Source organism: Wolbachia endosymbiont (group A) of Ophion costatus (genome assembly GCF_963969245.1).
GTDB classification, from domain to species: domain Bacteria; phylum Pseudomonadota; class Alphaproteobacteria; order Rickettsiales; family Anaplasmataceae; genus Wolbachia; species Wolbachia pipientis.
Window position 1 is genome coordinate 1,207,954 of sequence record NZ_OZ017714.1, and the last position, 25,297, is coordinate 1,233,250.

Annotated in this window: 19 protein-coding genes and 2 pseudogenes; 6 read left to right on the forward strand and 15 right to left on the reverse strand. The window is 33.1% G+C overall.

Annotated elements, in window-relative coordinates; translation table 11 throughout:
• Positions 1–41: 41 nt before the first annotated feature.
• The 3 genes and pseudogenes from AACH21_RS06050 to AACH21_RS06060 all read left to right on the forward strand — a co-directional run.
• Positions 42–657: pseudogene (locus AACH21_RS06050) on the forward strand (IS3 family transposase); the annotation flags it as partial.
• Positions 658–742: 85 nt separating this feature from the next.
• Entirely contained in the window at positions 743–1,180 is a 438-nt protein-coding gene (tnpA, locus tag AACH21_RS06055) for an IS200/IS605 family transposase (RefSeq protein WP_265024376.1), read from the forward strand.
• A 66-nt stretch (positions 1,181–1,246) separates the two neighbouring features.
• Positions 1,247–1,741, forward strand: a pseudogene (locus AACH21_RS06060) (IS3-like element ISWpi17 family transposase); the annotation flags it as partial.
• Between the two features lie 667 nt (positions 1,742–2,408).
• Here AACH21_RS06060 and AACH21_RS06065 read toward each other — a convergent pair.
• Both AACH21_RS06065 and AACH21_RS06070 read right to left on the reverse strand, forming a co-directional pair.
• Positions 2,409–4,499, reverse strand: coding sequence for a hypothetical protein (locus AACH21_RS06065; protein WP_338482446.1), 2,091 nt, complete (start codon positions 4,497–4,499; stop codon positions 2,409–2,411).
• A gap of 8 nt (positions 4,500–4,507) precedes the next feature.
• Entirely contained in the window at positions 4,508–5,980 is a 1,473-nt protein-coding gene (locus tag AACH21_RS06070) for a hypothetical protein (protein WP_338482447.1), read from the reverse strand.
• Positions 5,981–6,388: 408 nt separating this feature from the next.
• Here AACH21_RS06070 and AACH21_RS06075 point away from each other — a divergent pair, with 408 nt between their 5' ends.
• The gene (locus AACH21_RS06075) at positions 6,389–7,288 is read left to right on the forward strand and encodes a DMT family transporter (protein WP_338482448.1); all 900 of its coding nucleotides are present in this window, start codon (positions 6,389–6,391) and stop codon (positions 7,286–7,288) included.
• A gap of 47 nt (positions 7,289–7,335) precedes the next feature.
• On the forward strand, positions 7,336–8,643 hold the full coding sequence (locus tag AACH21_RS06080) for a UDP-glucose dehydrogenase family protein (protein WP_338482449.1): 1,308 nt from the start codon (positions 7,336–7,338) through the stop codon (positions 8,641–8,643).
• Between the two features lie 17 nt (positions 8,644–8,660).
• Here the strand turns inward: AACH21_RS06080 and AACH21_RS06085 are convergent, their stop codons facing one another.
• The 11 genes from AACH21_RS06085 to AACH21_RS06145 form a co-directional block, all read right to left on the reverse strand.
• Positions 8,661–9,806: an MFS transporter gene (locus AACH21_RS06085; protein ID WP_010405355.1), complete on the reverse strand. Its 1,146-nt coding sequence runs from the start codon at positions 9,804–9,806 to the stop codon at positions 8,661–8,663.
• A gap of 140 nt (positions 9,807–9,946) precedes the next feature.
• Positions 9,947–10,990, reverse strand: a complete 1,044-nt coding sequence (locus AACH21_RS06090; protein ID WP_108784044.1) for a threonine aldolase family protein — start codon at positions 10,988–10,990, stop codon at positions 9,947–9,949.
• Entirely contained in the window at positions 10,987–12,036 is a 1,050-nt protein-coding gene (locus tag AACH21_RS06095; protein WP_338482831.1) for a GntG family PLP-dependent aldolase, read from the reverse strand. The genes AACH21_RS06090 and AACH21_RS06095 overlap by 4 nt, the downstream gene beginning before the upstream one ends.
• A 1-nt stretch (position 12,037) precedes the next feature.
• Positions 12,038–13,813: an ABC transporter ATP-binding protein gene (locus AACH21_RS06100; protein WP_338482451.1), complete on the reverse strand. Its 1,776-nt coding sequence runs from the start codon at positions 13,811–13,813 to the stop codon at positions 12,038–12,040.
• Complete coding sequence (locus AACH21_RS06105; protein WP_338482452.1) at positions 13,814–14,803, reverse strand: phytanoyl-CoA dioxygenase family protein; 990 nt, start codon at positions 14,801–14,803, stop codon at positions 13,814–13,816. It lies immediately after the preceding gene.
• Positions 14,804–14,807: 4 nt separating this feature from the next.
• Positions 14,808–16,484 (reverse strand): WG repeat-containing protein, encoded by a 1,677-nt coding sequence (locus AACH21_RS06110; RefSeq protein ID WP_338482453.1) that lies wholly within the window; start codon positions 16,482–16,484, stop codon positions 14,808–14,810.
• Positions 16,445–18,772, reverse strand: a complete 2,328-nt coding sequence (locus tag AACH21_RS06115) for a glycosyltransferase (protein WP_338482454.1) — start codon at positions 18,770–18,772, stop codon at positions 16,445–16,447. The genes AACH21_RS06110 and AACH21_RS06115 overlap by 40 nt, the downstream gene beginning before the upstream one ends.
• Positions 18,729–19,682 (reverse strand): NAD(P)-dependent oxidoreductase, encoded by a 954-nt coding sequence (locus tag AACH21_RS06120; protein WP_338482455.1) that lies wholly within the window; start codon positions 19,680–19,682, stop codon positions 18,729–18,731. Before AACH21_RS06120 ends, AACH21_RS06115 begins: the two co-directional genes overlap by 44 nt.
• A gap of 125 nt (positions 19,683–19,807) precedes the next feature.
• A complete protein-coding gene (locus AACH21_RS06125; protein WP_338482456.1) occupies positions 19,808–20,557 on the reverse strand; it encodes an NTP transferase domain-containing protein in 750 nt (249 codons plus the stop codon).
• Between the two features lie 121 nt (positions 20,558–20,678).
• On the reverse strand, positions 20,679–22,700 hold the full coding sequence (locus AACH21_RS06130; RefSeq protein WP_410541811.1) for an ankyrin repeat domain-containing protein: 2,022 nt from the start codon (positions 22,698–22,700) through the stop codon (positions 20,679–20,681).
• Positions 22,688–23,278 carry an ankyrin repeat domain-containing protein gene (locus tag AACH21_RS06145; protein ID WP_338482457.1) on the reverse strand — a complete coding sequence of 197 codons (591 nt, stop codon included), beginning with the start codon at positions 23,276–23,278 and terminating at the stop codon, positions 22,688–22,690. The genes AACH21_RS06130 and AACH21_RS06145 overlap by 13 nt, the downstream gene beginning before the upstream one ends.
• Positions 23,279–23,795: 517 nt before the next feature.
• On the opposite strand from AACH21_RS06145, the gene AACH21_RS06150 reads away from it, so the two are divergent.
• Positions 23,796–23,948: a hypothetical protein gene (locus tag AACH21_RS06150; RefSeq protein ID WP_174516912.1), complete on the forward strand. Its 153-nt coding sequence runs from the start codon at positions 23,796–23,798 to the stop codon at positions 23,946–23,948.
• Between the two features lie 201 nt (positions 23,949–24,149).
• Here AACH21_RS06150 and AACH21_RS06155 read toward each other — a convergent pair whose 3' ends face one another.
• Positions 24,150–25,070: a patatin-like phospholipase family protein gene (locus AACH21_RS06155; protein ID WP_264378081.1), complete on the reverse strand. Its 921-nt coding sequence runs from the start codon at positions 25,068–25,070 to the stop codon at positions 24,150–24,152.
• A gap of 4 nt (positions 25,071–25,074) precedes the next feature.
• Complete coding sequence (locus tag AACH21_RS06160; protein WP_191110950.1) at positions 25,075–25,293, reverse strand: hypothetical protein; 219 nt, start codon at positions 25,291–25,293, stop codon at positions 25,075–25,077.
• Positions 25,294–25,297 lie beyond the last annotated feature (4 nt).

Genomic DNA, 25,297 nt, shown 5'->3' on the forward strand with positions numbered 1-25,297 from the left:
AAAAATGGTTGATCCGAGTAGGAAAGTAAAGGGGTAAAAGTATGGCAACAAAAAAATATGAACCAGAGTTAAAAGCAAAGATAGCTTTGGAAGCAATAAAAAATCAAAGAAGCACAGCTGAGATATGTAGTGAATATAAAATACCATCAACAAATCTATATGATTGGCGTGATAGAGTATTGGCAAGGTTAAAAGACCTATTTGTTGAAGAAAGTGAAAGTGCGAGAAAACAAAGAATCTTAGCGCAAGAAATAGAAAGTTTACATAAAGTAATAGGAGAATTGACAGTGGAAAATAGTTATTTGAAAAAAAAATTACTGAAATAAGCAAAAAAGATAGAGTAAGATTTATAGAAAAAGATTCTGATCTGTCAATTAGGAAACAGGCTGATTTACTGGGGATTTGCAGATCTAGCCTATATTATAGGCCTATAATTAATAACGAAAGTGAAATTTGATTCAAGAAGTATATTTGGCTTCTGATTGCCGTTATGGATATCGTAAAATTACTGCTGAGATCATAGCGAGTGGAGTAGTAGTCAATCACAAAAAAATCTTAAGAATTATGAAAAAAATGAAGATTAGTGGGCTGTATTGTAGAAAAAGATGTAATACAAGTATTAAAGAAAAAAAGCATAAAATATATCCTTATTTACTTTCCATAAGATGGTACAAGCCTCCACCTTCTAGGTGGAGAAACTTTAGTTTGTCAATGTCATAACTGTACTTTATAAAGTATAGTTATGACGGAATATGACAAAGGAAAACACACTGTATTTTATCATAGGTACCATATAGTCTGGATTACAAAATATCGGTACAGAGTATTAACTAAGGCTATGAAGGAGAGAATACGAACAATCATAGCAGAAGTATCTGAAGAAATGGGGATTAAGATAGAAAACGGAGTAATATCATCAGATCATTTACATTTATTCGTAGTAATACCTCCTCATATAGCTGTGAGTGATTTTGTTCAAAGAGCCAAAGGCAGGTCTTCACGCAAAATTCAACAAGAATTTCCAGAGCTAAATAAAATGTACTGGGGAAAGCGTTTTTGGGGAAGAGGATACTTTAGTGCTACCAGCGGACATATCACAGATGAAGTCATTAATGAGTACATCAATAAACATACAGATGCACATCAGCCTCATTCTATATCTAGTATAAGATTGGAGTAGCTTTAGCTTCTCACCGCGCTTCCAGCGCTATATCGAACCTTTCGGCTCTCAGCCGATAGTGGTTGAGTCAAAGATTTGATTATTTGTAGAGTTAATCAGGTATGGGCTACTGATATAACATATATTATGGTAGAAGGTAAGTTTGTCTATTTTGTGGCAATAATGGACTTGTATAGTCGCTATATTATTGCTCATTCATTATCACCATATCTCGATGCTGGATTTTGCCTTTATACTCTCAAAGAAGCTCTAAAACAAGGTAAACCTGAGATTTTTAATAGTGATCAAGGGGTGCAGTTTACTAGCTACAACTTTATTATGGAATTAGAGCGTGCTAATATTAAAATCAGTATGGACCATAAAGGACGTTGCTTCGACAATATATTTGTTGAGCGCTTATGGAGAACTTTAAAGCAAGAAGCTATATATTATTATAGACCAAATAGTATCAGAGATTTGAATCTTATAATAAACGATTTTGTTGCTTGGTATAACTATAGAAGGCGACATCAGACTCTACATTATAAAGTTCCTGCTGATCTCTATTATCATAAACAGTAAATGAATATATTCATAAATACTTTAAATATGTGTCGACGTATTTATCAACATATTCATTTTAAAAATCGGATCACTTTGAAAAAAATGGTCTAGACAAATGGGTGCATTATAATGTATAACAATGTTACAAAAAATAATATCATAGAATTCAGTAGGATAATTCCTAGAAAACCCCTACATACTAAAAAAAGCAAAATGCTGTTAAAATGAGCTTAAGAATAAATAGCAAACATCTAACATAACAATTCTATTTGTAAATCAGGTGAGGCTTATCCTATAGAAAGCTTTCGAACTACGCAAGCGTATCTTTTGCCTTTAGTATTTCTTTATTGTTTAAGATAACTGTCTGAGCTCCTCTGCCTTAGCATTATATCTCCACTTTCTGCAAGTTATTCCATTAAGTAGTAAAAATATTAGACTTGCCGCAAAACTAAGAAAAAAAGACCAAAGATAGAGCAGATTGAACTTACAGTAAAAATAGAACAAAAAAACTCCAACAATAAATTATACAAACTTCATCAGGTTAACTTTAACTTAAGAAAACATAAATCAAATTTTCTTGCTCAAAGACCTTGCTTTTTCTCCAACCTTACTCAAACGTACTCTAGCTTAATGCATAATTTTACCCATAAACAACCTTATCTTTGGTACTTTTATTAGTTACAAGTCATCTAGAAAACCCAGATGCTCTACGAAGCCCACCAATCAATATCAGATCCTGCTCTTGTCCTACAGCATTTAATATAGCGTATAACAAAACCATCGCATCTCCCCCAGTAATACGCTTGCATCCTCCACAAAATTCGTATTCACTTAACTGTCGATTTGCCTCCACCCTTTTTCGTTCAACTTGTTCTGCGGTGTTAGCATACTTCAACTCTATTCCAATTGGATGAGTATCATCATTTTCCGCAGATTTTGATAATACTAGGTCTATTTTCCTTCCTCTCTGTAGCTGGAACTCAATAATTACCTTGGCAGGATTATCGCAACTTTGAAATATCCCACGCAACAAAGCCTGAAATTTAGCTTCATTGTTCACGAGTAGACGGTTTCCATTTAATAACGGAGACAACAGACGAGAAATCTCATTAAATAAAACTTCATACCTAGCCCTGTACTCACCATTAACATTACCATCATTACCAAAATTAGGCTCAGCACTCATCAACTGATCTGCAAGTTGATGTAAATTCCTAACATTACCCATTTGTTCTGAAAACCTTCCCTCGAAATAACCTTCACTATGAGAACGTGAGTAAGCACGTAGTGATTCGAATTTCTTTGCAGAAGCCACTTCCAGATGACCCTGGACATCTACTTCACAAAGTACTTGACGCACCTTAGCATCATCTGTGGCTTGAGGCAGTAACGACAGGTTCAATGCTTTGTCTGGTAAAGTCTGCCACTTTAAACGACGAAAAATGTGAAGCACAACAAAACCAATATTTGATAAAAATAGAGCTAAAGTTAACGCATGGCTTACAATATCTGCTGCATCTCCCCTACCACCTGTACGTTTCATTTTCTCTCCCTGAGAGTGGTTAAATAGATACTTGGTAACCCTTACCTCCCGCCCATCATTTGTTTCTAAGTCCCTCCTTGTAGATAAAACATTTCCAAAAACAAACGATGACGTACAGGAAAAAGTGTTACAATGAGGCGATTGAGTGAACTCTGATGCTATGGGTTGTAAAAAACGTTTTACATTTCCCCTAACTCCATTTCCATGAGGATATAGTAAACCCGGTATTGAGGAAAGACCACCTTCTGAAAAGGCCTGCACAGAAGTTCGGAGACCAGCACCTCCACGTAATTGAAAATTTAACGCTACACAAACAGCACTTGGTGATGAGGTATGAATAGGCAAAGACGAAACAGAACAACTTTTAGCATAATCTTTAGCTTGCTCTAATCCTTCCTCATCACCAACCTTCAACTCAATTATAATTGGAACCGAATCATTTGTCTGATCAACACCACGAACAAGCAAAACAACATCTGCATAACCTTTTCCTATAAGTAGCTCTGGGTAGAAATCAGCCACAGCTCGGTATCTAAAATTTACTAAAAACCCACACAGAAAACCGTGGTAATCAGACTCTGCACGAAACACTAAGCTATCTTCATGTTCATCATGGATATCAATAACATATTCCAAAATTCTTTTAACATTAGTACGCACTTCTCCTGTATCATCATTTGCCAACTCACTCATCAGGTCTAACAATTCACCTTGTTCTCTGATTGGGTTAATTTCATGAAAAATTGGAGCTCCAGGTTCATCACGTTGAGGAAATCTATCTATTTCATGAATAAACCTACATTCTTCTCCAAACCGAAATATTTTATACTCTTCCCAATCCAGATCCTTATCTTCCTGTAATTCTTGTGGAAGATTCTCTTCTACCTGCTGCTTCTCTTCTGCACTAAACCTTGACCCAGGGCTGTTCTCATTATCAGCAACAGTATAACACCTGACTATTCTTCTATTTTCTTTATTAGTGAGAACAGCAACTTTTAGATTTCCATAATTGTCAAAACGAAAATAGACTCTTTCATCTTCAACTAATATACCTGCATCATGTGCAGTAGAAAACATACCAAAAAAGAATGTAGGAAAAAAGCCAGGCTTATTAGCCGAATGCAAAAAAGATGGACAGTTGTTTAAAAAACCTACAAATTGTCTACTAAACTCATCACAACCTCCACTTAATAAAGCCCTAACTAATTCACGATCTTCATTATTACCATGCATAAATACTCCTATTTGTTAACAACTGCAGCAGGCGAAATACTAACATTAGTACCCACTAACGTAGATTGAGGACCTTCAGTGCTAGCAGAGAATAAATTCAAATTTCTCGCTGACTTACACAACTCTTCTATTAAATTGCAGGAGCTAGTTGCATCTATCATCTTAGAATTCCTTGTTTTATCTAAACTATTTGCTATCCTCTCTTTTAATGATTTAAAGCTTTTGTCTGAACAACAATCTTTAGCAAACTTTAAAATACTCAAGACCAAATCAACTTTTTCACCATCGCCAGCACTTTGAGTATCCTTGCTGTTCTCCTGATCTACAATCAAATTTGAAATTGCATTTTCCATTGCAACAAAAGCAATCCTATCTTTAAAAGGATCGACAACATTTATTTTATTTTGGTTAAATACACTAGATTCCCAAAGACTGCTAATAGCTGACCTTGCTTCATTCCTGTTATCCAAGTCATAATCTTTAGAAACTACAACAAATGAAAGCGATGAGAGAAGATGTGCATATCCTCTAGGTGAAAGCATTTTCTCTACTTCAGATCTTGAACATCCCTCGCTCAAGTACTGGATAACATACTTAGTTGTGCAAAGAAAACCGTGCTCTACTAAGTAACTAAGAGGACGATAGATCACACCCCTATCTTTCTTATTCGGTAGCCCAAGTAGTGACTTATGATCTACTTTTGCGCTTATGACTTTACCTAGAAGGGAACTTAAGGTAGAAGCAAGTTTATAGCTAGATTGCAATGGAGATAATTTTGCAATAGCAGAAACTAGCAATTTTTCTCTCTCTTCTTTCACTAATTTTTCTTCAGAACACAGACGATTATAGAAGTGTTCCACTCCCTTACTCCACTTGAAATCTACAGCCTTATTAAATCCATCTTCTGCTTCTATATTTTCTCTAAGGTTACCTGATTCTTGATCAATCCAGAAATTGAAAACAGGATCACGTCTTCCCATGGAACTTAACAATTCAACTCTTGCAAGCTTATCACTGCAAGCTAAATTCCTATCTTCCTCACATGCACCTTTATGAGATAAGTCAGATCTAAAAGACTCTAACGCCTTGTCAAATAATTGCTTAATTTCACTCTCTACACACTCAATACATGCTATTTTATATATAGCAAATGGATTCAACACACCTGATTTAGCTAATTCTCCTACCAATTTAGCAACATCTAGTGTCGCACCTGACCAACAAGATTCATCACGAAACGCATTACATAAGAGGTCCGATTGCTCAACGGTTAGACCCTCTACTGTTACAGGGTGAGCCTTGACCCATTCCTCAATAGCTGAAGTTCTATCACCTTTAACAACATCCTTCAGCTTACTTATTACTTTGCTAGGGATAATCTCTTTATTTTTTTTAGGATCAGAACTGAGACGAGATCTTTTGCTTGGGCCTGCATTACCCTTCAAATCTTCCGTTCCACGTTTAGTTTTACTTTTTGGCATCTAATTACCTCAAAATCAAATATTCAATGAAGGTATTATACAAGCATTAGAATAATATATAAATCGAAAAATTAGTGTGCACCTAAATTTAAGCAGTAATTATAGACCTGCTGCAAAAGAGGAGATATTAAAGAGAGATGTAGCAAGAGGGAATGAGCTTAAATTATCAAATTAACGTTATTCTACTTTACCTCACTAGCATTTTCCTTACCTTGAGCCTTACTATTACTCACAAATATAAACGTTCGTTACATAGCTCTTAATATGTCTAAAGAGACGAAATTTCCCGAATTATTTATAATGAACCCTTACGATCACATTCTGGGGACGTACATCAGAAAACTTTTATATTATTAGTTTTGTAGTAAAATTATATGAGTACATCGTATCTATTAAATCAGAAGCTTTATGGATTACAGATTGAGAGCTTATTTGTTTGGGGTTATCTGGTTTATACTTAGCTTACTTAGTAGTGTAGCTAATGATACTATATCAAAATATCTAAGTTTACATCTTCAGAGTTTTGAAATAATTTTTTTCCGCTTTCTGTTTACCACTATTACCCTTGTACCTTTTATGTTTTACTATGGAATAGAAACTTTTAAAACAAGTCAAATATCTACTCAAATAACCAGGGGTGGATTGTTGTTTTGTGGAATGACCTTATGGACTTACGGGTTGACTGTTTTCCCCATAGTAACTGCAACGATTATAAGTTTTTCTATACCATTATTTGTTATACTTCTTGCAATCCCTTTGCTAAACGAAAATATAATTTGGCAAAGATGGATAGTAACTGTTATTGGCTTTGTTGGTATTGCTATTACTACCAAAGCTCATAGTGAAGATTTTAATCCTAAAATTCTTATTTTTATTGTATCTGCATTGATCTTTGCTATATTAGATATACTTAATAAGAAACTTGTAATAAAAGAGTCAGTAATAAGTATGTTATTTTATTCAGCTCTAACGACAACTATTTTTTCTACTCCACCTTTGTTATTTTATTGGCATATGCCTTCCTTGTTGGAATTAGTATTACTGCTGATTTTGGGAATTAATTCAAATCTAATTTTGCTCTTTATGTTAAAAGCTTTTACTCTTACTGATGCTACTGCACTTGCACCTTATAGATACATAGAGCTAATAATTTCTGCAATAGTAACATACGTTATATTTAATGAATTACCTGATAAAAGTGCTTTATATGGTACTTTGATATTAATACCATCAACCTTATTTATAGCTTATTCGGAAGGTAAGGCAATTAAGAAAAATAATGTAACAACAAAAGTTTATAATTGTTAATGGTATTTATTTTAGATGCTAAGCTATATTTTTAAGGTGATAATAAAATGCACATAACTATTATAGGAGTAGGGTATGTAGGCTTAGTATCTGGTACAATGTTATCAGAACAGGGCCATAAAGTTGATTGCATTGACATAAATACTAAGAAAATTGAACTTTTGAAATCAGGGAAAATTCCCTTATATGAACCTGGATTAGCAGATTATTTAGAGAATAATATAAAGTCACAAAGGATAAGATTTTTCGATTCGTATTTTCAAATAAATCCCAATACAGAAGTAGTATTTATAACTGTAGATACTCCATCAGACTCCCTAGGAAATGCAAATTTAAAGAATGTATATAATGCAGTAAGTGAAGTTTCTGAGAGAGTTAATCAAGATTGCTTAATAGTGATAAAGTCAACTGTTCCTCCTGGTACTGCAGAAAATATATATAATTATTTATCTAATAAGGGCTATAACTTTGATTTGGGGGTTAATCCAGAGTTTCTCAAGCAAGACTCTGCAGTATCAGATTTTTTATACCCAGATAGGATAATAATAGGAGTAAAAACTAAGCTAGCTAGGGCAAAACTAGAAGTTATATATAAATCATTTATAGATAAGAATATTCCGTTAATAGTCACTGATACAGTTACTGCTGAAATGATTAAATATGCTTCTAATGCTTTTCTAGCAACAAAGGTTGCTTTTATCAATGAGATGGCAGGTTTATGTGAGCTATTAGGAGCAGACATTGACCTTTTAGCTAACAGTATGGGAATGGACCATAGAATAGGTAAGGAATTTCTCAAAGCTGGTCCAGGATTTGGAGGATCATGTTTTCCTAAAGATTTGTCAGCTTTAATAAGGCTTGCTGAAGATCACAATGTCAAGCTACAAATTTTAAATTCAGTTAAGGAATCTAACTATAATCATATAACAAACATTGCTAAAAAGGTAGAATATGTATTAAATGGAGTCCAAAATAAAAAAATAGCAATATGGGGGCTAACTTTTAAGTCTGGTACTGATGATGTAAGAAATAGCCCAGCTATAGATATTGCACAATTGTTAGTGAATAACAAGGCTAAAATTACTGCATATGACCCAATGGGGATGGATAATGCTAGGCAAGTTCTAAAGGATATAGAATACGCGGACAATGCTATAGGGGCTGCAAGGGACGCGGAAGCCTTGTTATTGTTAACGGAGTGGAAAGAATTTAAAAATCAAGATTTTGCAAGTTTAAAGAGTATTATGGCTGCACCTAATGTTTTTGATTTCCGTAATTTATTAGATAGCGAGCTATTACTAAGATATGGTTACCATGTTTATTCCTTGGGTAAAAAATCTATCTACAAAGTTTAACTGTTGAGAAATTTTTTTTACACCGCTTTACTTAGTTTTTTTAGATCTTTGCTTGATAGTATGGAAAAGCAAACGAGTGCAACAACAGAGCAAATGGAAAAAAATGAAAACATAATACTGTTACCACAGTGCTTAACAAGTACTCCTAAGAGCACGCATGAAAATATTGAACTTGCAATATACCCAAATAATCCTGTTAAGCTTACAATTGCACATACATTATTTTGTGGAGCAATTTCTACAGCTATAACACCTGTCAGTACTTGCACTCCAAATATAAAGAATCCTGATAAGATTGCACCAAGGTTCATAAGAATTATGTTTTGACCAAAGTTCATTGCAATAAAAGTGAGTGCTATACCCAACATATAAAGTGATGCCAGCAAGCTTCTATTTTGAAAGAAGTACATATCACTAATTCTTCCTGTTATTAAAGTTCCAAGGATTCCACCTAAATCATATACGCCTGTTATTAGTGAGGATTGTACAAGAGAAATTTGTAATTTATTCTTTAAAATTATAGGAAACCAAAAGAAGATTCCCATTTTTATAATATAAGCACAAAAAGTAGCACAACATAGAAACCATATGGAACTTGTTACCTTGATACCTATTTGAGATTTCTGCACCTTATAATAGGTAGTAAAGTTGGCACTTTCTTTGTAATATGCCTTTAATATTATATAAATTCCAAAAAGTAAGCATAAGAAACCAGAGTACAAAAATGCACTTTTTGCATCATATATTTTAATTATACTTGGTAATACAATTAAAGTAATACAAGAACCAAGTTGCTGAGATGCGCTCATAACTCCCCATGATGATGCAATTGAAGAGATGCTAGAGTTTGTAACCATAAACTTGGTAATAGCTGGCCAACCTAACCCTTGTGTCCAAGCTAATAATATTAATGTTAACAGTAATAAAGTTAGATTATTATATGATAAAGTTATACCAATGGTTAATAATCCAGTTGCAATATTGCATAGCCCAAACATAAATAATGGATTATTTTTGGAGTCCATGATTATTCCATTAACAAATTTTGATACTCCATAAAAAAAAGAAAAGCAGGCAAAAAAATAGCTTAATTTTACATGGTCAGTATCTATTAACAGTGGTAGAGCAATTGGTATACTTTGTCTTGATAAATAAAGCAGCATATATCCACAGAAGAATAGTAAATATTGAAAGAAGACAAAGTTCACACCTATTCCCAAATAGCTCTATGTAGATGCTAGCATAATACTATATTGGTATAATATTGTTTGACAAGAAGTTTGCAAACAATTAGTGCAGAAAATTACTTACTTAGTATCTTTCTTATAGCAGATACAGTAGTATTAATATCTTCATAGCTTATATCTCTATGTGTTATAGCTCTGATTTTACCTTTGATGTTAGCCATTCTAATTCCATAATTTGTCATTAGTACGTTTATTAATTCTTGAGTAGATATACAATTAGTACGTAATGAAAAATACGCTATATTAGTTTTATACAGGTCGATATCAATTATAACTTGATCTATGGAGTCTAGGCCTTCTATAAGGTGCTGCATTTTTTTATGATCTTCTTCTAAAGAATTTACATTATTACGTAGAGCATATAAACATGCAGCTGAAATAATGCCAGCTTGGTGCATACCTCCGCCAATTTGAAACTTATAGTACCAAGCTTTTTCAATAAAATCTTCACTTCCAAGCAATATTGCGCCCATTGGAGCACCTAATCCTTTACTAAAATCAATGAATACCGAATCAAAATAACTTGCATACTCCTTTGGAGATATTTTAGTATGAGCACAAGCGTTGAACAGTCTTGCTCCATCTAAATGAGTGAATACGTCATTCTCTTTGCAGAGACTTGAGATCTCTTGAATATATTCTAAAGGCCACACAGCTCCACCACCAAAATTTGTCGTTTGTTCGATAGAAACAAGCCCAACTCTCGGAATATTTCTTAAACTAGGACGAGTAATAAACTCAACAATTTGTTCTCCAGTAAATATTCCTCTTGTACCTTTGATGGGCAAAGGAGTAGCATGTGCCTGGGCTGCGATCAAGCCAGATTGTACTATGAGTGGATGTGAAGTTTCATCAAGCAGCAAGTAATCACCAGGTCTTTGAATGTGTACTTTATAAGCAATTACATTGGACATCGTTCCTGAAATCAAAAAGATTCCTGCAGGTTTACCTAATATTTTACATGCGGTTGCCACTAATTCGTTCACAGTTGGATCTTCACATGCAGCTTCGTTTCCAACTTTTGCTTTAGCCATCGCTTCCCTCATTTTAGCTGAAGGGTCAGTGTTTGAATCGCTAAAGAAATCTATTTTTACTCTCATATTAAATTTAACACAACCTCCTTTATAATTTCAGCAGCTTTCATGATGTCTGTTTCCTTTGTGCCAAGATGGGTAACTGCTCTTATATGAGACTCGAGCCAAGGAAAAAGCAATAAACCATAAGCTTGGCACTTACTCAAGAAAACCTCATTAGTTACATTTAGTGCTTTTATACTAAAGCTTACTATATTAGTTTCTGGATAAGGTAGTACCAGTTTTATATGTGGAATTTCTTTAATCTTATCTGCAAGTAATTTAGCGAGCTTATTATCTTCTTTAAGCCTAGAGATATTATTCTGTAGTACGTATTTTGCTGCATTAGCACAATACCCTATCTGATGATAACCACTACCTAGCCAAACCTGTAGCTTTTTAGCCCTTTCAATTATCTCTCTTTTACCCATAAGCATTGAACCAAAAGGAGCGCCAAGTCCTTTAGTAAAAGAAAAGCTCATTGTATCCACATATTTAGCATAATCTGCTAAAGCAATATTTGTTTCGATATGAGCATTAAATATTCTTGCACCGTCTAAATGAAGATTTACATTGTGAGCTTTTAAAAAGTGATATAACTCGACTTGTTTTTCAAAAGGATAAATTTTACCATTAAACCCATTTATACTATTTTCTATAGAAACAAGACTCACCTGAGCAAAAATTTTATACCTCGGCTTAGAATTAATAGCATATTCTACTTCATCAACATCTAAGATTCCGCTATTATTTCTAATACAATTAAATACGATATTATTTACTTTTGCATTGCCTGCACTATCGAAAAAATTAATGTGATAATTATAATTAGTTATTAGTTCATCACCAGGACTTGTTTGACTGGCAATGGCTAATCTATTTGCAAGCATACCGCTGGTTACAAATAATGCTTCTTCTACTTTGAATAATTGTTTGCAATATTCTGATAAGTCATTACAGCTTTTGTCTTCACCATAAGCAAAATCTCCAACAGTTGCATTACTTATTGCATGTATAACGTTGGAGCTCTGCAGAGTTGTAGTGTCACTTCTCAGATCAATAATTTTTTCCATCTTATTTCTTGCCATTCAAACAACCAATTTGAGCATTCCAAAGTTCCTTGTAAAGACCTTGCTTAGAAACTAATTCAGCGTGTTTACCATCTTGGACAATTTTTCCTTTGTTAAATACTAGAATTCGGTCCATGTGTAAAAGTGTAGAAATACGGTGTGCTATAGTAATCGTAGTTTTATTTTTCATCAATTTGAATAAACTCATTTGAATTGTTTTTTCTGTTATAGAATCTAACTGACTAGTTGGTTCATCGAGAAATAATATTGGAGCGTTTTTTAAAAATGCCCTTGCTATTATTATTCTTTGTCTTTCTCCTCCAGATAGCTTGATGCCTTTTTCTCCAACTGTAGTTCCATATTGATCTGGTAGAGTCATAATGAAATCGTGAATACCAGCCAGCTTTGCAGCTCTCATTATTTCTTCGATAGTAGATTGAAGTTTACCATATATGATGTTTGCTAAAATAGTATCATGAAATAACAATGGGTCTTGAGGTATTACAGATATTTGTTGCCTCAAAGAACTCTGTGTAACTTCTGATACTATTTGATTATCAATCTGTATATTACCTTTTTTAACATCAAATAGCCTTAGAATTAAGTTTATAAAAGTAGATTTACCACCTCCAGAATAACCAACTAGACCTACCTTTTCGCAAGGATTAATGGTAACTGAGAAATCTTGAAATAATGGCTCCTGACCTTCATAAGAAAAAGAAACATTGTTAAACGTTATTCTTCCACTTAATAAATTTAATTCTTTAGCATTTTCCTTATCTTGAATTTCTGGTACAGTAGTCAAGATTGGCAATGCATCTGAAACTTTGCCGAAATGAGTAGAAAATTGGGTAAGATTCCTAGTTAGATGGTTAAGAAACTCTATAATCGATATATTAATTCCAAGTACAAGAGCAATATCTCCTATTGCGATCTTGTTCAATTGATAATCATGAATTAAAAAATACAAGTTTACTGCTTGGAGTATATCGAATGAATAGCCATATATAAACCAAAGACAAAAGTATGCCCATTGTAATTTTCTCTCTGCAATAGTTCTTTTCTTGCATATTTGAAAAAATTTGTGTCTCTCATGTGCTTGCTGAGAAAATAACCTTACTGATATAACATTTAAAATACTATCTGCTATACTAGCTATTACTTTTGAATTTTGTTTAGAGTAATTATCAGCTAGTTCAGTAAGTACACGAAAGCTGAAAATCGAGACTAAAATAAAAATGCTTACCCAAGTGAATGTAGCGATTGCAAACTTTATGTTTACTAATGATAAGGTATAAATAGCTAAGACTAATGCTATACTGTAACCGAAAAAACAATCTATAAGCAATCTTATTAACTCTATCACACTATCCATTAAGCTACTGACCTTATGTACTAAGCTTCCAGATAAATTGTTCTGATAATAGGAATGGTCTTGTTGGAGTAGCCTACAAAAAGATATATCAGCTATTTTTTGACGCATTAAGGTAAACATTCGAATGTCAACAAAATAGCCATAGAATCTAAAAGCAGTAGTGATAAGTAATGCCATGCCAAGATAAGCGCTTACAGGTAATAAAAGATTTTCAATTACATTACCTTCCTGATATTTTACAGCTGTATCTAGAATATTTTTTACTAAATACTTTCTAAAAGACAAATCAACAGCTACCACCAGGGCAACTAAAGACATTATAAGTACATTAAGTTTGAATTTAGATACTATATTCAAGATGAACATCAATACACATTTGAAGCTATCAACTCTACTTCTGTTCATTTATAATACTAGCTCCACTACGTTGACTTTTTTATTGAGAAATACAAGTAGTGAAAACCATAAATTTTTGTATATTTTTCCTGAGATGTCTCCAGCATCATGTAGTGCTGATGCTCGATTCAGAATAAGTAGCTTATATAAATCTCGCTTAGCCTCAGTAGTGTCGATCTCAGAAATATTTGTAGTTGTGTCTGTAATAAAGGCTAACCAGCTCTTGATAAGTTCTTCCATGTTTTTTGCTTTTACACTTTCCTGGTAGCCAAACAATGACAAGCATTCTCTCAGTACAGATTCTGTTAACTCACCACAATTGAGTATACCAAAAACTGAAGGCTGAGGTTTTGGCACATAGGGAAGATCTTGATCTTTTATAATCCACCTTGTTACATAAGCAAATCTATCTTTAGCATCTGTATTCTTATCACTACCATGCCATAACCGTGAATCAAAAACTATTGCATCTCCTGCTGAAATAGGTAATGACTTAATTTTGTAATTTTCCCGATTATTTGAGTACTGATCAAAAAAATATGGGTACCAAAAATCAACTAAAGGCTGTATTTCCCATTTATGACTGTTTTCTATAATTTGCAGTGCACCTGAAGTTTCACTTACATTATTCAAAGCTAACCAAACAGAAAAGTGGTAAGGATCATTGAAACTATAGGAGATGTCTTGATGGAAGGGAACTGCATCTATTAAATCAGCAGTTTTACATATAACATTTGATTTTTTCTGCAGTATCTGACACTGAAGTGACTTTTCAAGGTAATTTTTAATAATTTTATCTAATGCTTGAGAGATAATTCTAGTTACTCGAGATGACGTGCCCCATCTGCCGGTACAGTTTAAGTAGTCAGAAGTTGAAACACTTAGTTCTTGGGATAGCTTTGATATCTTATTTGTTATATCACTTAAAGACTGAGTTATTAGCTCTAAAGGAACCAGATTTTTGATAATAAAAAAACCATTTTTTTGTAATGTTTCCATGTGATTAACACCTGACATCAATAACTGATAAGTAATCTGTTAAAGGTAAAACAGCAAAAATTTTGAATCCTTTTACTTGTTTGAGTATTTTTTCCCAATCGTTTAATGTTCTTAGTTTACCTCCTGTTTCAACCATGACATTAATATCTACAGAGCCTCCAGTTGGAGAGCGGTAATCTAAAATAGTTTCTATCAATAAAATACGAGATATTCCTTTGACCAATTTTAAATAAGACAATACTTTATCATCATCATAGTGCTGTAGAAAGCGGCAAAAGACACCTAATTCATAATTTGTAACTGATAGTTCTTCCTGAGTTATAAGTTTGACTTTTAAATTTTCTACTAACTGTCTTGGTACTTTATGTTCGTTATATAGGCCTATAGAACCTTTATTGTGTATATCAGAATAAGCAAGAAATAAAGAGTGTACACCAAATAGCAATATATTCTTAGCACCATCTATATTAATCCTAGAATTAAACTCTTTAGTATCAAATCTAGAATATCCTAGCAATGCTTGGTAAAACGCTATTTTCTTATCTTCTGATGCTTCTCTTTCCTTAAAAGATTCAAATGAAGAGATTGACTCCTGTTTTAGTATATCAGCAATCTTTAACCAATTCTTTTCAGCGGCAACTCTTGCCCACATTGTTGCTGCTTTTGGCAAAAATGGTATTTCCTTAAAACACTTACCTTTTGATGATAGTTTCCATAAGTCCTCGTCCTTATCATAATCAATAAACCCTATTTCCCACAACGCCCTTAACAGCCTTTCTAGATTTGGTACGATAATGTTTAACTTTTTAGATAAAAACGGCACAGTTGCAGGTAAAATATTTAACAAATCAAGTTCAATAGCAACGCTTGTTAGGTAAGTTTTCCAAAAGGCTGAAAGTTCTGCAGAAATCCTATGCACTTGAGATTCTTTACCTAAATCAAAAATACTAAACTTTACATTTCCGGTAATATCGATTTGTCCTAACACACCTTCAAAAGTTTCAACTTTTGCCATCCCATTATAGAATGCTTCTACCATTTTAAATCTCTGCTGGTAAACAGGATCACCATTAATATCTATATGAAACCAACCATGTTGATCTTCTGCAATAGAATACCCTTTATGAAAAACATTAAGTTTTTTATACCATTTATTATGTACTAACTTTCCATGATGATTAATATGTGTAGCTTTACCATCCTTATAGACTACAGCGATACCATCCTTAAAATCTCCAACATAATCATATTCCTCCTGATAAATCCTGTTGCCATTTAAATTAATATGAAAACATTTATCATGTCTTCTAACTACACAAGCATCTTCCTGATAATTTCCAATCCATTGATAAGACTGTTTGTATACTCTACATCCAGATGAATCAATATGGTAACACCCTGTATCATCTTCTACGGCTGCTCTATTAAAGTAGAATCCAAAAGTTTTTAGAAATCTATTATGATAAACTGCTTCTCCTCTTACATTGATATGATAAGCACCTGTCTGATCATAAACCGGTGCAAGACCGGGCTCATGAAATTTACCAACCTTTATAAACCTATTTTCATACAAAGGATTTCCTAGTAATTCGTGAAAGCTCTCACACGGTGAAATTTTAATAGATCTAAGATTATCTTTGATTAATTGATCAAAGGTTTTCTCATGTTGCATGTTTTGCATAATTTGTAATTTAAATAATTCTTTTGTAAGCTTAGGTACTCACTACTCTGCCATATTTCCTCGAGTTTAACCTCATTAACATTACCAAAATTTCCTAATGTCTTACGGAGTTCATCTGGAGCACAGCAAGGACTAAACTTTCCTTCATTGTTTATCCATGCTTCTTTACCTAAAAATGGGCATTGACCACCTGGAGCCAAATCCTTAATACCTTCTTGAGAAAGAATTGTAAAATTTTCTAATTTTATCTTTTTACCATTTGGTAATAGCATATTATCTCTAAGCTCATATAACCTTCTCACCTCTGTATTCCATCTACTAATTGCTAACTCATCTCTTCTCATAGATAGATCCTTAATTTCCTCAAAATGTGCCCAAAGATGATGTCCTTTAACTCTATCTATGCCATTTTTTATGGCCATCTTAACTATGTCATAGAGTTCATGTAAATTACTTTCCAAAAATGTTAATTGTAAAGTAACGGTACACCTTTCACCTGTATCGCTAAAGTATTTATCTCTAACTTCAAGGAAAGTTTTTAAATTTTCTGTCACTACTTCCCATTTTGAACCTTTCATGATTCTTTCATGAGTTTCTTTAGTTGCCCCATTCCAGGAAATCTTAACATCAGATAAAATTGGTACCAGTAGTTCAGCCCATTTTCTAGCTCCTTTAATAGGAAAAGAACCATTGGTCGTGAGGTTAAGCTTCAGGTCGAACTCATGGCACAAATTGATTATTTCATCAAAGCTTTTATACATTAAAGGCTCACCCATAGTAGAAGGAATGATTTCCCTTAAAGGTGTGCCAGCTGCTTCCTTAATTACTTTTCTGATAGTTTCTATCGACAGTATCTTAGGTTTTATTCCTTTAGCTTTCTTTTCTTCTTTAACTTTGCTGTATGGTGAAAAACATTCGCACATTATACAAGCAAAATTGCAGTAATCTGGATTAGTATCAAAAGTAATTCTCCAAGGACCTGGTTTCATAGCTACTGATTTGCCTTTCTTTTCAATAGCATTACGGTAAATCTTGTTAAGTTTCTCAGTATGCTCACTTATAGAAGGTATATTTCCATTTTTAGTGTAAGGATAGCCTTTTTGGGTAAGTTTACTATATAACTCCTGATCTGTAGATAGGATTTGCATTTTTTCTGATAAACTACTTGCATCTCTGTGCTTAAACAACAGTCCATCTCTTACATATTCTGCCATGCCACCATAATCGGCTGTTATAACTGGTATTCTAAGTTGCTGTGCTTCATGTATTACTAACGGTGAATTTTCACCCCAAATTGAAGGAACGACTATTGCATCAACTTTATTAAATACGTCAGTAACTATATTCTTGTTATCATAACTTCCCATCCATTCTATTCTTTCTTTAACAATAGGTAAAAATTGATCGGTAATCGCTTTTAAAGCGTTAGTTTCTTCTCTTTCTGCTCCCCAAATTCTAAGTTTTGCTTTAGATGATAAGTGAGAAAAGGCTTTCAATAATAGATCAACACCTTTTTCGGGAGTATGAGTACCAATATAACCGAAAATAAACTCTTTTTCTTGTACTCTATTTCTATTCTTAAGACGATTGAGATCAAAACCATAATCAAGATAAGAAATTTTGTTTATCGGAACATTAAAATCCTGAGTAAATTTATCCATCAAGAATTTCGATGGAGAAATAAAGTAATCTATATAGTCTATTATTTTCCTTGTGTGCTTCATTCTAGTTGCAACCCATTGTTCCCAATAATTTATGTCTGAATTCAGGAATTCTTCATCTCCTGTAAAATATCCCTTGTAACATTGGGTTGCACATTTTTGATCCTTTTGTCCATCACAAAGCTGTAATAAATCTTCAGAATTACGTTGAATAAACCTTCCTCTTGGACACATTAACCAAAAGTCATGTAGCGTAAAAATTGTAGGTATATTTTCTTTAAAAGCAATTTCTGGTAAAGTAATTGATAGATGATTAAGATGACCAAAATGTATAAGATCTGGCTGAAAGTTATCTATTATTCTTTTAAATTTTATATTTACTTCTTCATTGATAAATTTATAACGATATTTAGCTGTAGGTATATTAATTAAATGCAGTAAAATCCGGGAATCACTACGATCTAGGACTGTAGTGTAATAAAAATCAGGTAAAAAGCTATTTTCATACCTAGTAAATACTTGTACCTCATTGTTATTTGCTAGTTCATGAGCAAGAGTTTGGCTATAAACCTCTGAACCAGCACTATAATAAGGAGGGTAACCATGAATAACTTTTAATATTTTCATATATTACCATATCTATATTGTTAGGATATTCTTGTGTATTGTTTTGTAGACTTTTTATAAATTTACTTAATCCTACTTCTAATGAATGTTTTGGAGACCAACCAAGTAGCTCTTTAGCTCTAGTAAAATCACCATGGAACTTAGTTACATCAAAATTTCTTGGAGGATAAAAATCAATTCTAGAATCACTTTTCGTGACTTTTAATATTGTTTTTGCTAAGTTTTCTAAAGTACATGGGCTATTAGTAGTAAGATGAATAGCAGGAAGGGAAGATTTTTCGCTTTGTAAATATTTAACAGTTAAGCATATACCCTCTATAACATCATCCAAATAGGTAAAATCAAAAACACATTCTTTACCTTCTATTTTAATTGGATCACCTCTTAATGCATTAATACAGAGTGCAGGAATCACTCTACTGTTATGATCTAGTAAACCACCGTATACATTTGAAAAGCGTAATATTGCTACATTAAAATCTTTTGAACTTGTTATTTGTTCCTCAATAAATGCTTTACCTTTGGCATAATTATTTATTGGATCGATACTAGCAGATTCTGTAACCGGCAGTTTCTTCTGCTCTCCATAGACTTCCCTACTACTTGCATATATAAACCACGGTTTATTTGAAAGTGACTTACATAACCCTAAAAACTGCATTGTACCATCAACATTAATTTTTTTACACAGTTCAGAATAAAGTTCACCATGTATAACTCGAGAAATTGCAGCCAGATGAATAATTCCTGTACACTTAGCAAGTAGTGGTACTATATCTTCTGAAAAAAAACTGAGTGGATTGTTGTGAAACCTAATATCACAGCTTATTACTTCATGGCCCTGGTTTTCTAACTTTTTCACCAAGGTTGACCCTATCAAACCTGCAGCACCTGTTATTAATATCCCCATGTATACCCTCTCACTACAACTAGGAAAATTTGTCGTACCAATTATCTTACAAGTAAGAATCAAAAGGTATTATAAAACCAGTATAAAACAAATGTCAACTTAAATTAATGAATAAAAAAATGTAATTATGAAAGAAAAGTTGGCTGCCTTCTTTCTTGAAAATAGTGTTCGGCTTTAATCAAATCCTCCTTATTATTTACTCCCATTGCTTCTCTTTCATCAGAAACTACATAACCTACACTCAAGTTATTGTTTGCTGCAATGGGCACTATATCATTAAGACAATATTCATTGGTCGAATTATTAAATTTTATTTCTTTTACTAAGGTAAAGAGATCTTTAGCATATGAAGCTATTATTCCAGAGTTTGCAAGAAGCATTTTATCTCCATTTTTTAGGATTTTTTGAACATTGCCGTAATTATCAATTACTAATCTTCCATATTGTTCATCTTGACTATTGAATCCAAGAAGAACTAAATTATTATACTTTAAACAATCAGTCATTTTCATAACTGTATCACTAGATATAAAAGGAGTGTCTCCATACTGTATTAAAACTATGTCTTGATCAGATAACTCCTCCAGATTTTCTAGAGCAATTTTAACTGCAGTGCCAGTGCCTGTAATATCTTCTTGAATTATTAGTTTTATATTGTATTGATCGATTATACTTTTTAGAGTATCAAAGTTTTCTAAATCTTTTAGAAGGGAGTTGTTAACAACAATTGATAAGCTTTTTAGACTCAGCGATTTTGCATTAGAAATTATATGTTCTAAAAGAGTAAGATTTCCCACTTGGTGCAACGCTTTTGAATATTCAGAATTCATTCTACTGCTCTTTCCTGCTGCTAATATTATCAAAATGTTACTCATACATAACTCAGGAATTGATTAGGTAGTAAGTTAATTTATAATTAGTAAGATGTAAAGTCCACTGTAATTTTTATATATTTTCTAGATCTTGGCACCCTCATTAGAGTTTCATTTAAGAGAGCTATAACTTTAAACTCTTTACTCGATTTTCTACGCTGACATCTTGTAAACTCTGATCTGGACTTTTTAATATTTCTAATAATCTACTTGCAAGGTTTGAGTGTTTATTGATTACTGCAACCTGGACTAATGACTTGCCTTGATCATCACGAGCATTTGTTACAGCTACGCGCTCATCGGGTTTTATTGCTCTCAGCTTACTGATAATTTCAACATTACCATTTTTTGCATTTTCAAATAGCTCTTCTACTAATTTCAATAGGTTAGTAATATTCTGGTCTCGAGAAAGATCAAGTGGTGTTTTACCTTCTTTATTCTTGATGTTATAAATTGCACCATGTTTCAACAAAGATTTTACAGCTTCGAAAAAGCTATTTTCAGTAGCAACATGCAACGATGTAGTGCCTTTAACTATTGTTTTAGCATTAATAAAATCACTCAATTTATTGTGGCTTACACGTTGTAACAAAGCTTCAATAATTTCTTTATGACCTTTGGAAGCAGCAGTGTGTAATGGTGTATTACCTTTGTTAGTAACTTTAGTAGCATCAGCTCCATTTGCTAGCAAGATATTTACAACTTTTATGTGCCCATTATTAACAGCATAATGTAATGGCGTTCTTCCATCCACGTTTTTCGAATCAATTATTGCTCCATCTCTAATGGAACTCTCAATTCCTAAATAATTATTATCTTCTATAGCCTTAAATAACTTCTCAGTCAATTTTAGTAATTTTATAACTTCTGGGTTTCCTCTTCTTTCTGCAAAGTGTAATGGTAAAACATATCTACCTCCTTCAGCTCTAGCATTAAAGTATGCTCCGCTCATAAGTAGAGACCTAACTATATCTAAATTACCAATTTGTGCCCCTAAGTGTAAAGGCGTAGCATTTTTACCCATTTTTGCATTAACATCCGCTCCATTTATAATAAGAGTTTTAACTACCTTAGGATGACCATATTGAGCTGCAAGATGTAGGGCTGTGCCTTTATTTTGATTTTCTTTTACATTTACATCAGCACCATGTTTCAATAGAACGGTTGCTATCTGATCATAACCTTTTTCTGCTGCAAAATGTAAAGGAGTCCAATTTGTGTGATCTAAAGCATTAATATCTGCTTCCTTTTCTAAGAGCAATTCAACCACCTCTAAATGATCATGGTCTACTGCAAAGTGTAGAGGTGTAGTACTTTTAACTGTTTTAGCATTAATGTCTGCTCCTTTATCAAGCAAAGATTTAGCAACTTCTAAATTACCATCATATGCTGCACAATGTAGAGGAGTCCAACTTCTGTTATCTAGAGCATTAATATCTGCTCCATTTTCAATCAAGAAATTCATTATTTCCAAGCGATTATGTTCTGCTGCCAAATGTAGAGCTCTTCTACCATCATCCATCTTTGCATTTATATTTGCTCCTTTTGCAATTAAGCTCTCTACTATTTTTAAAGAAAAACCATTATATGCTGCATTATGTAAAGGAGTCCAATTCTGATCATCCACGGTGTTAATGTTTGCTCCATTTTTAATTAAAAAATCACTCACCTCGAAATGACTTTGCTGAATTGCTAGATGCAAAGGTGTAAAACCTTCGTTTTTTTTAGCATTAACATTGGCTTTTTTCTCTATTAGTAGCTTCACTACTTCTAAGTGACCATTCTGAGATCCTATATGTAAAGCTGTGGAATTATCGTGGTCCTTAGCATTAACATCAATTCCCCTTACGAGAAGAAGAGACTTAACTACTCCAAAGTGATTACGTTCTGCTGCTAAATGTAGAGGTGTAAGATTCTCATAATCCTTAGCATTAACATTAGATTTTGCTTTTAGTAAAATGTCTACTAACTCTAAAAAGCCATTTTGAGACGCTAAATGTAGAGGTGTAATCTTATCATCTGTTTTTGCATTAACGTTTGCTCCCGCTTCAAGCAGAACTTTAACTATATCTAACCTACCAGTTTGTGTTCCCAGATGTAAGGGTGTAATGTTTGCATCAACTTTATGATTACCTATGCCGAAGATCCAGCGTTAATATTAGACCCTTGTGAAATAAGAGCTTTAACTACTTCGAGGTTACCATTTTGTACTGCAGAATGCAAAGGTCTTGCTCGATCATTATTTACAGCATTAACATCTAATCCCTTTTCAATAAAAACATTTACTATATCTAGATGACCATTCTCTGCTGCTAGGTGTAAAGGTGTATTAAGTTTATCTGTTTTAGTACTAAGATCTGCTCCATTTGCAATCAAGGTGTTGACTATATCTAAATATCCTTGCTGGGATGCAAAACTTAAAGGTGTAAAGCCTAGAATGGTCTTATGGTTTACATCTGCTCCATGAGTAATAAGAAAGTTAACCATCTCTAAGCGATTTTTTGCAATTGAAAAATACAGTGGCGTAAAGGCATCGTACTTAATCTCTGAGTTAATATCTAAACCCTCTCCTAATAAAGTGTTGACTAAATCCAACTGACCATTTCCTGCTGCTAAATGTAGCGGCGTAAGACTAAGATGTTTCTGAGTTTCATAGTTTTCATTTAAAAACTCTACAAAAAATTGCAGCTGATCCAGATTATTAGATATTCTATTAGTAAACATAAAGGCCTCGCATGAAGAATTTATGTAAAATATAGTATCTACAAGTTTTTAAGCAAGATAAATCTTCTTCTTAAAAAAGATACTGTGATCCAATCTGTGTGCTTATAACTTTTTTATTTGATCATGAGTGATCAGATGTCTCAGCTGCAATAGAGACACCTGCCTTAAGTAGTTACATCAATTTTCTCTGTTTTTGCCCCTTTTTTTTCTGATGAAGATGTCTTCATTCTTCTCAGTAGCCAACATTCTTTTTAAAGTATAATCGTTACGTGCACCAAAGCATTAATAATTATACACAATTGTGAAGAAATATTCAATCTTTTTATTGTTTTGAATGTGTTGATGAAAAAAACGTCTGTCAGAGATCATCTGAGAATTGCATTTTAGGCTTTAGATGTAGAAGGGGTCTTATCGTCTTTTTATAAATACTCTAAAAATAGGCTTAAATCGCCAAGAGATGGATATCATGAATTTAGTAGCGTAAAAACATCAAAGATACCTCATATCATAAAGTTTAATGTCAACATTTGGTGCAACATTCCTGATTTACAAAGCAGAGTCAATAAAGGTTGCAAATAATCTACTTATGTTGGACGTTTCTGTTAATGCTATTTCTAAAATAACAGATTTATCTATTGAGGAACTTGAAAATCATGCTTCCAAAACTTAACCTGAATTAAAAGCAACATTAGTTTACTGATTTCTACACAATATATTAAAATACCAACAAAGGTGATTACATAATTAATTATCTGCATTACTGGATGAAATTCTTGTGCTTCTGTATTCAATATATAATATTAAAAAAATATTTTAGTAAATTTATTAAAGTAGATACTAGAAACTCGCTTATTTTGTTTTTCTAGCTCAGTTATAGTTTTCGATTTTGCTTGCAGAATTTGTCTATCACTTTCTGGTTATCCTCTATCATTTTACTTGCCTCTTGCTGAAGAAATTTGATATTTTTGAGTGTAATATTGTCCATCTCAGTCGATGCTACTTTCAATTGCGATTGTATTCTTATGTATTTATCATCTATTACTTGTTCTAGTTGATAATCAACGCAATCCAATCCAGAAGCGAACATCACATTCAGTAGTGGCTTGATCCACCCTATTTTGCCAAATTTCCTTGAGTTAGCATACTTTATACTTCTATCTGTTCCACCAGTGCCTATTGATAGCAGTATAATCTCATCATTTGGAAATAATCTCTTGCCACTTGCATATGCACAAGCTGCTGGATTATTAGCAAACACTCCGCCATCTATCAACACTCTCTCTGTTTGGCTAATTTTCAGACGTTTTGGTGTGAAGTACGTTGGAGCAGCTGTTGTAGCTCTGAGTGCATCTTTCAACTTAATGTTTTTTTCTTTCCAACTTTTGAAGAAAAATTCACAACTATTGTGAATGTCATAACTGGTGAGCAGTAGATTACTTGCAACATCGGCCATAGTACTTTCACCAAAGTATTTGTTGAGAATAAATTCCATATTTCTATACGAGTACTGAGAACCACTCAGCCAAGAAGCAATTGATTTTCTCCAAAATGATGATTGAAAGATATAAGCTCCATACTCTTGGTAAAGTCCAACTAAATCATTGGCAGAGTATTGAGGTTTATTGCTTTTACAAAGTCCAGCAACAATAATCCCACCGGTTGAGGTTCCTGCCATTAAGTCAAAAATCTGGGAAATTGGCTTTCTTGTTCTAGATTCAATTTCTGCTAGAATAATGGCAGGAATGATTCCTCTAATTCCACCTCCATCAACGGATAAAATATACTTTGCCACTTTTTTATTTGTGTTTCTGCTCAAGTTCATTAACTTCTTCAGCAAGATTTTTAACTCTTTCTTCAAGGCGATAGATGATTTCTGTAGTCCTTTGATTTTGCTCTATAAATTTATCATGCATATGCACTCTTAAGTCGAGCTTAGCTAGCCACCAGATCAATGCTATTGTTTGTATCACCATAGTAGCAATTACTGCCATAGGAATCTTTCCTGTGTTTGTCATCTTT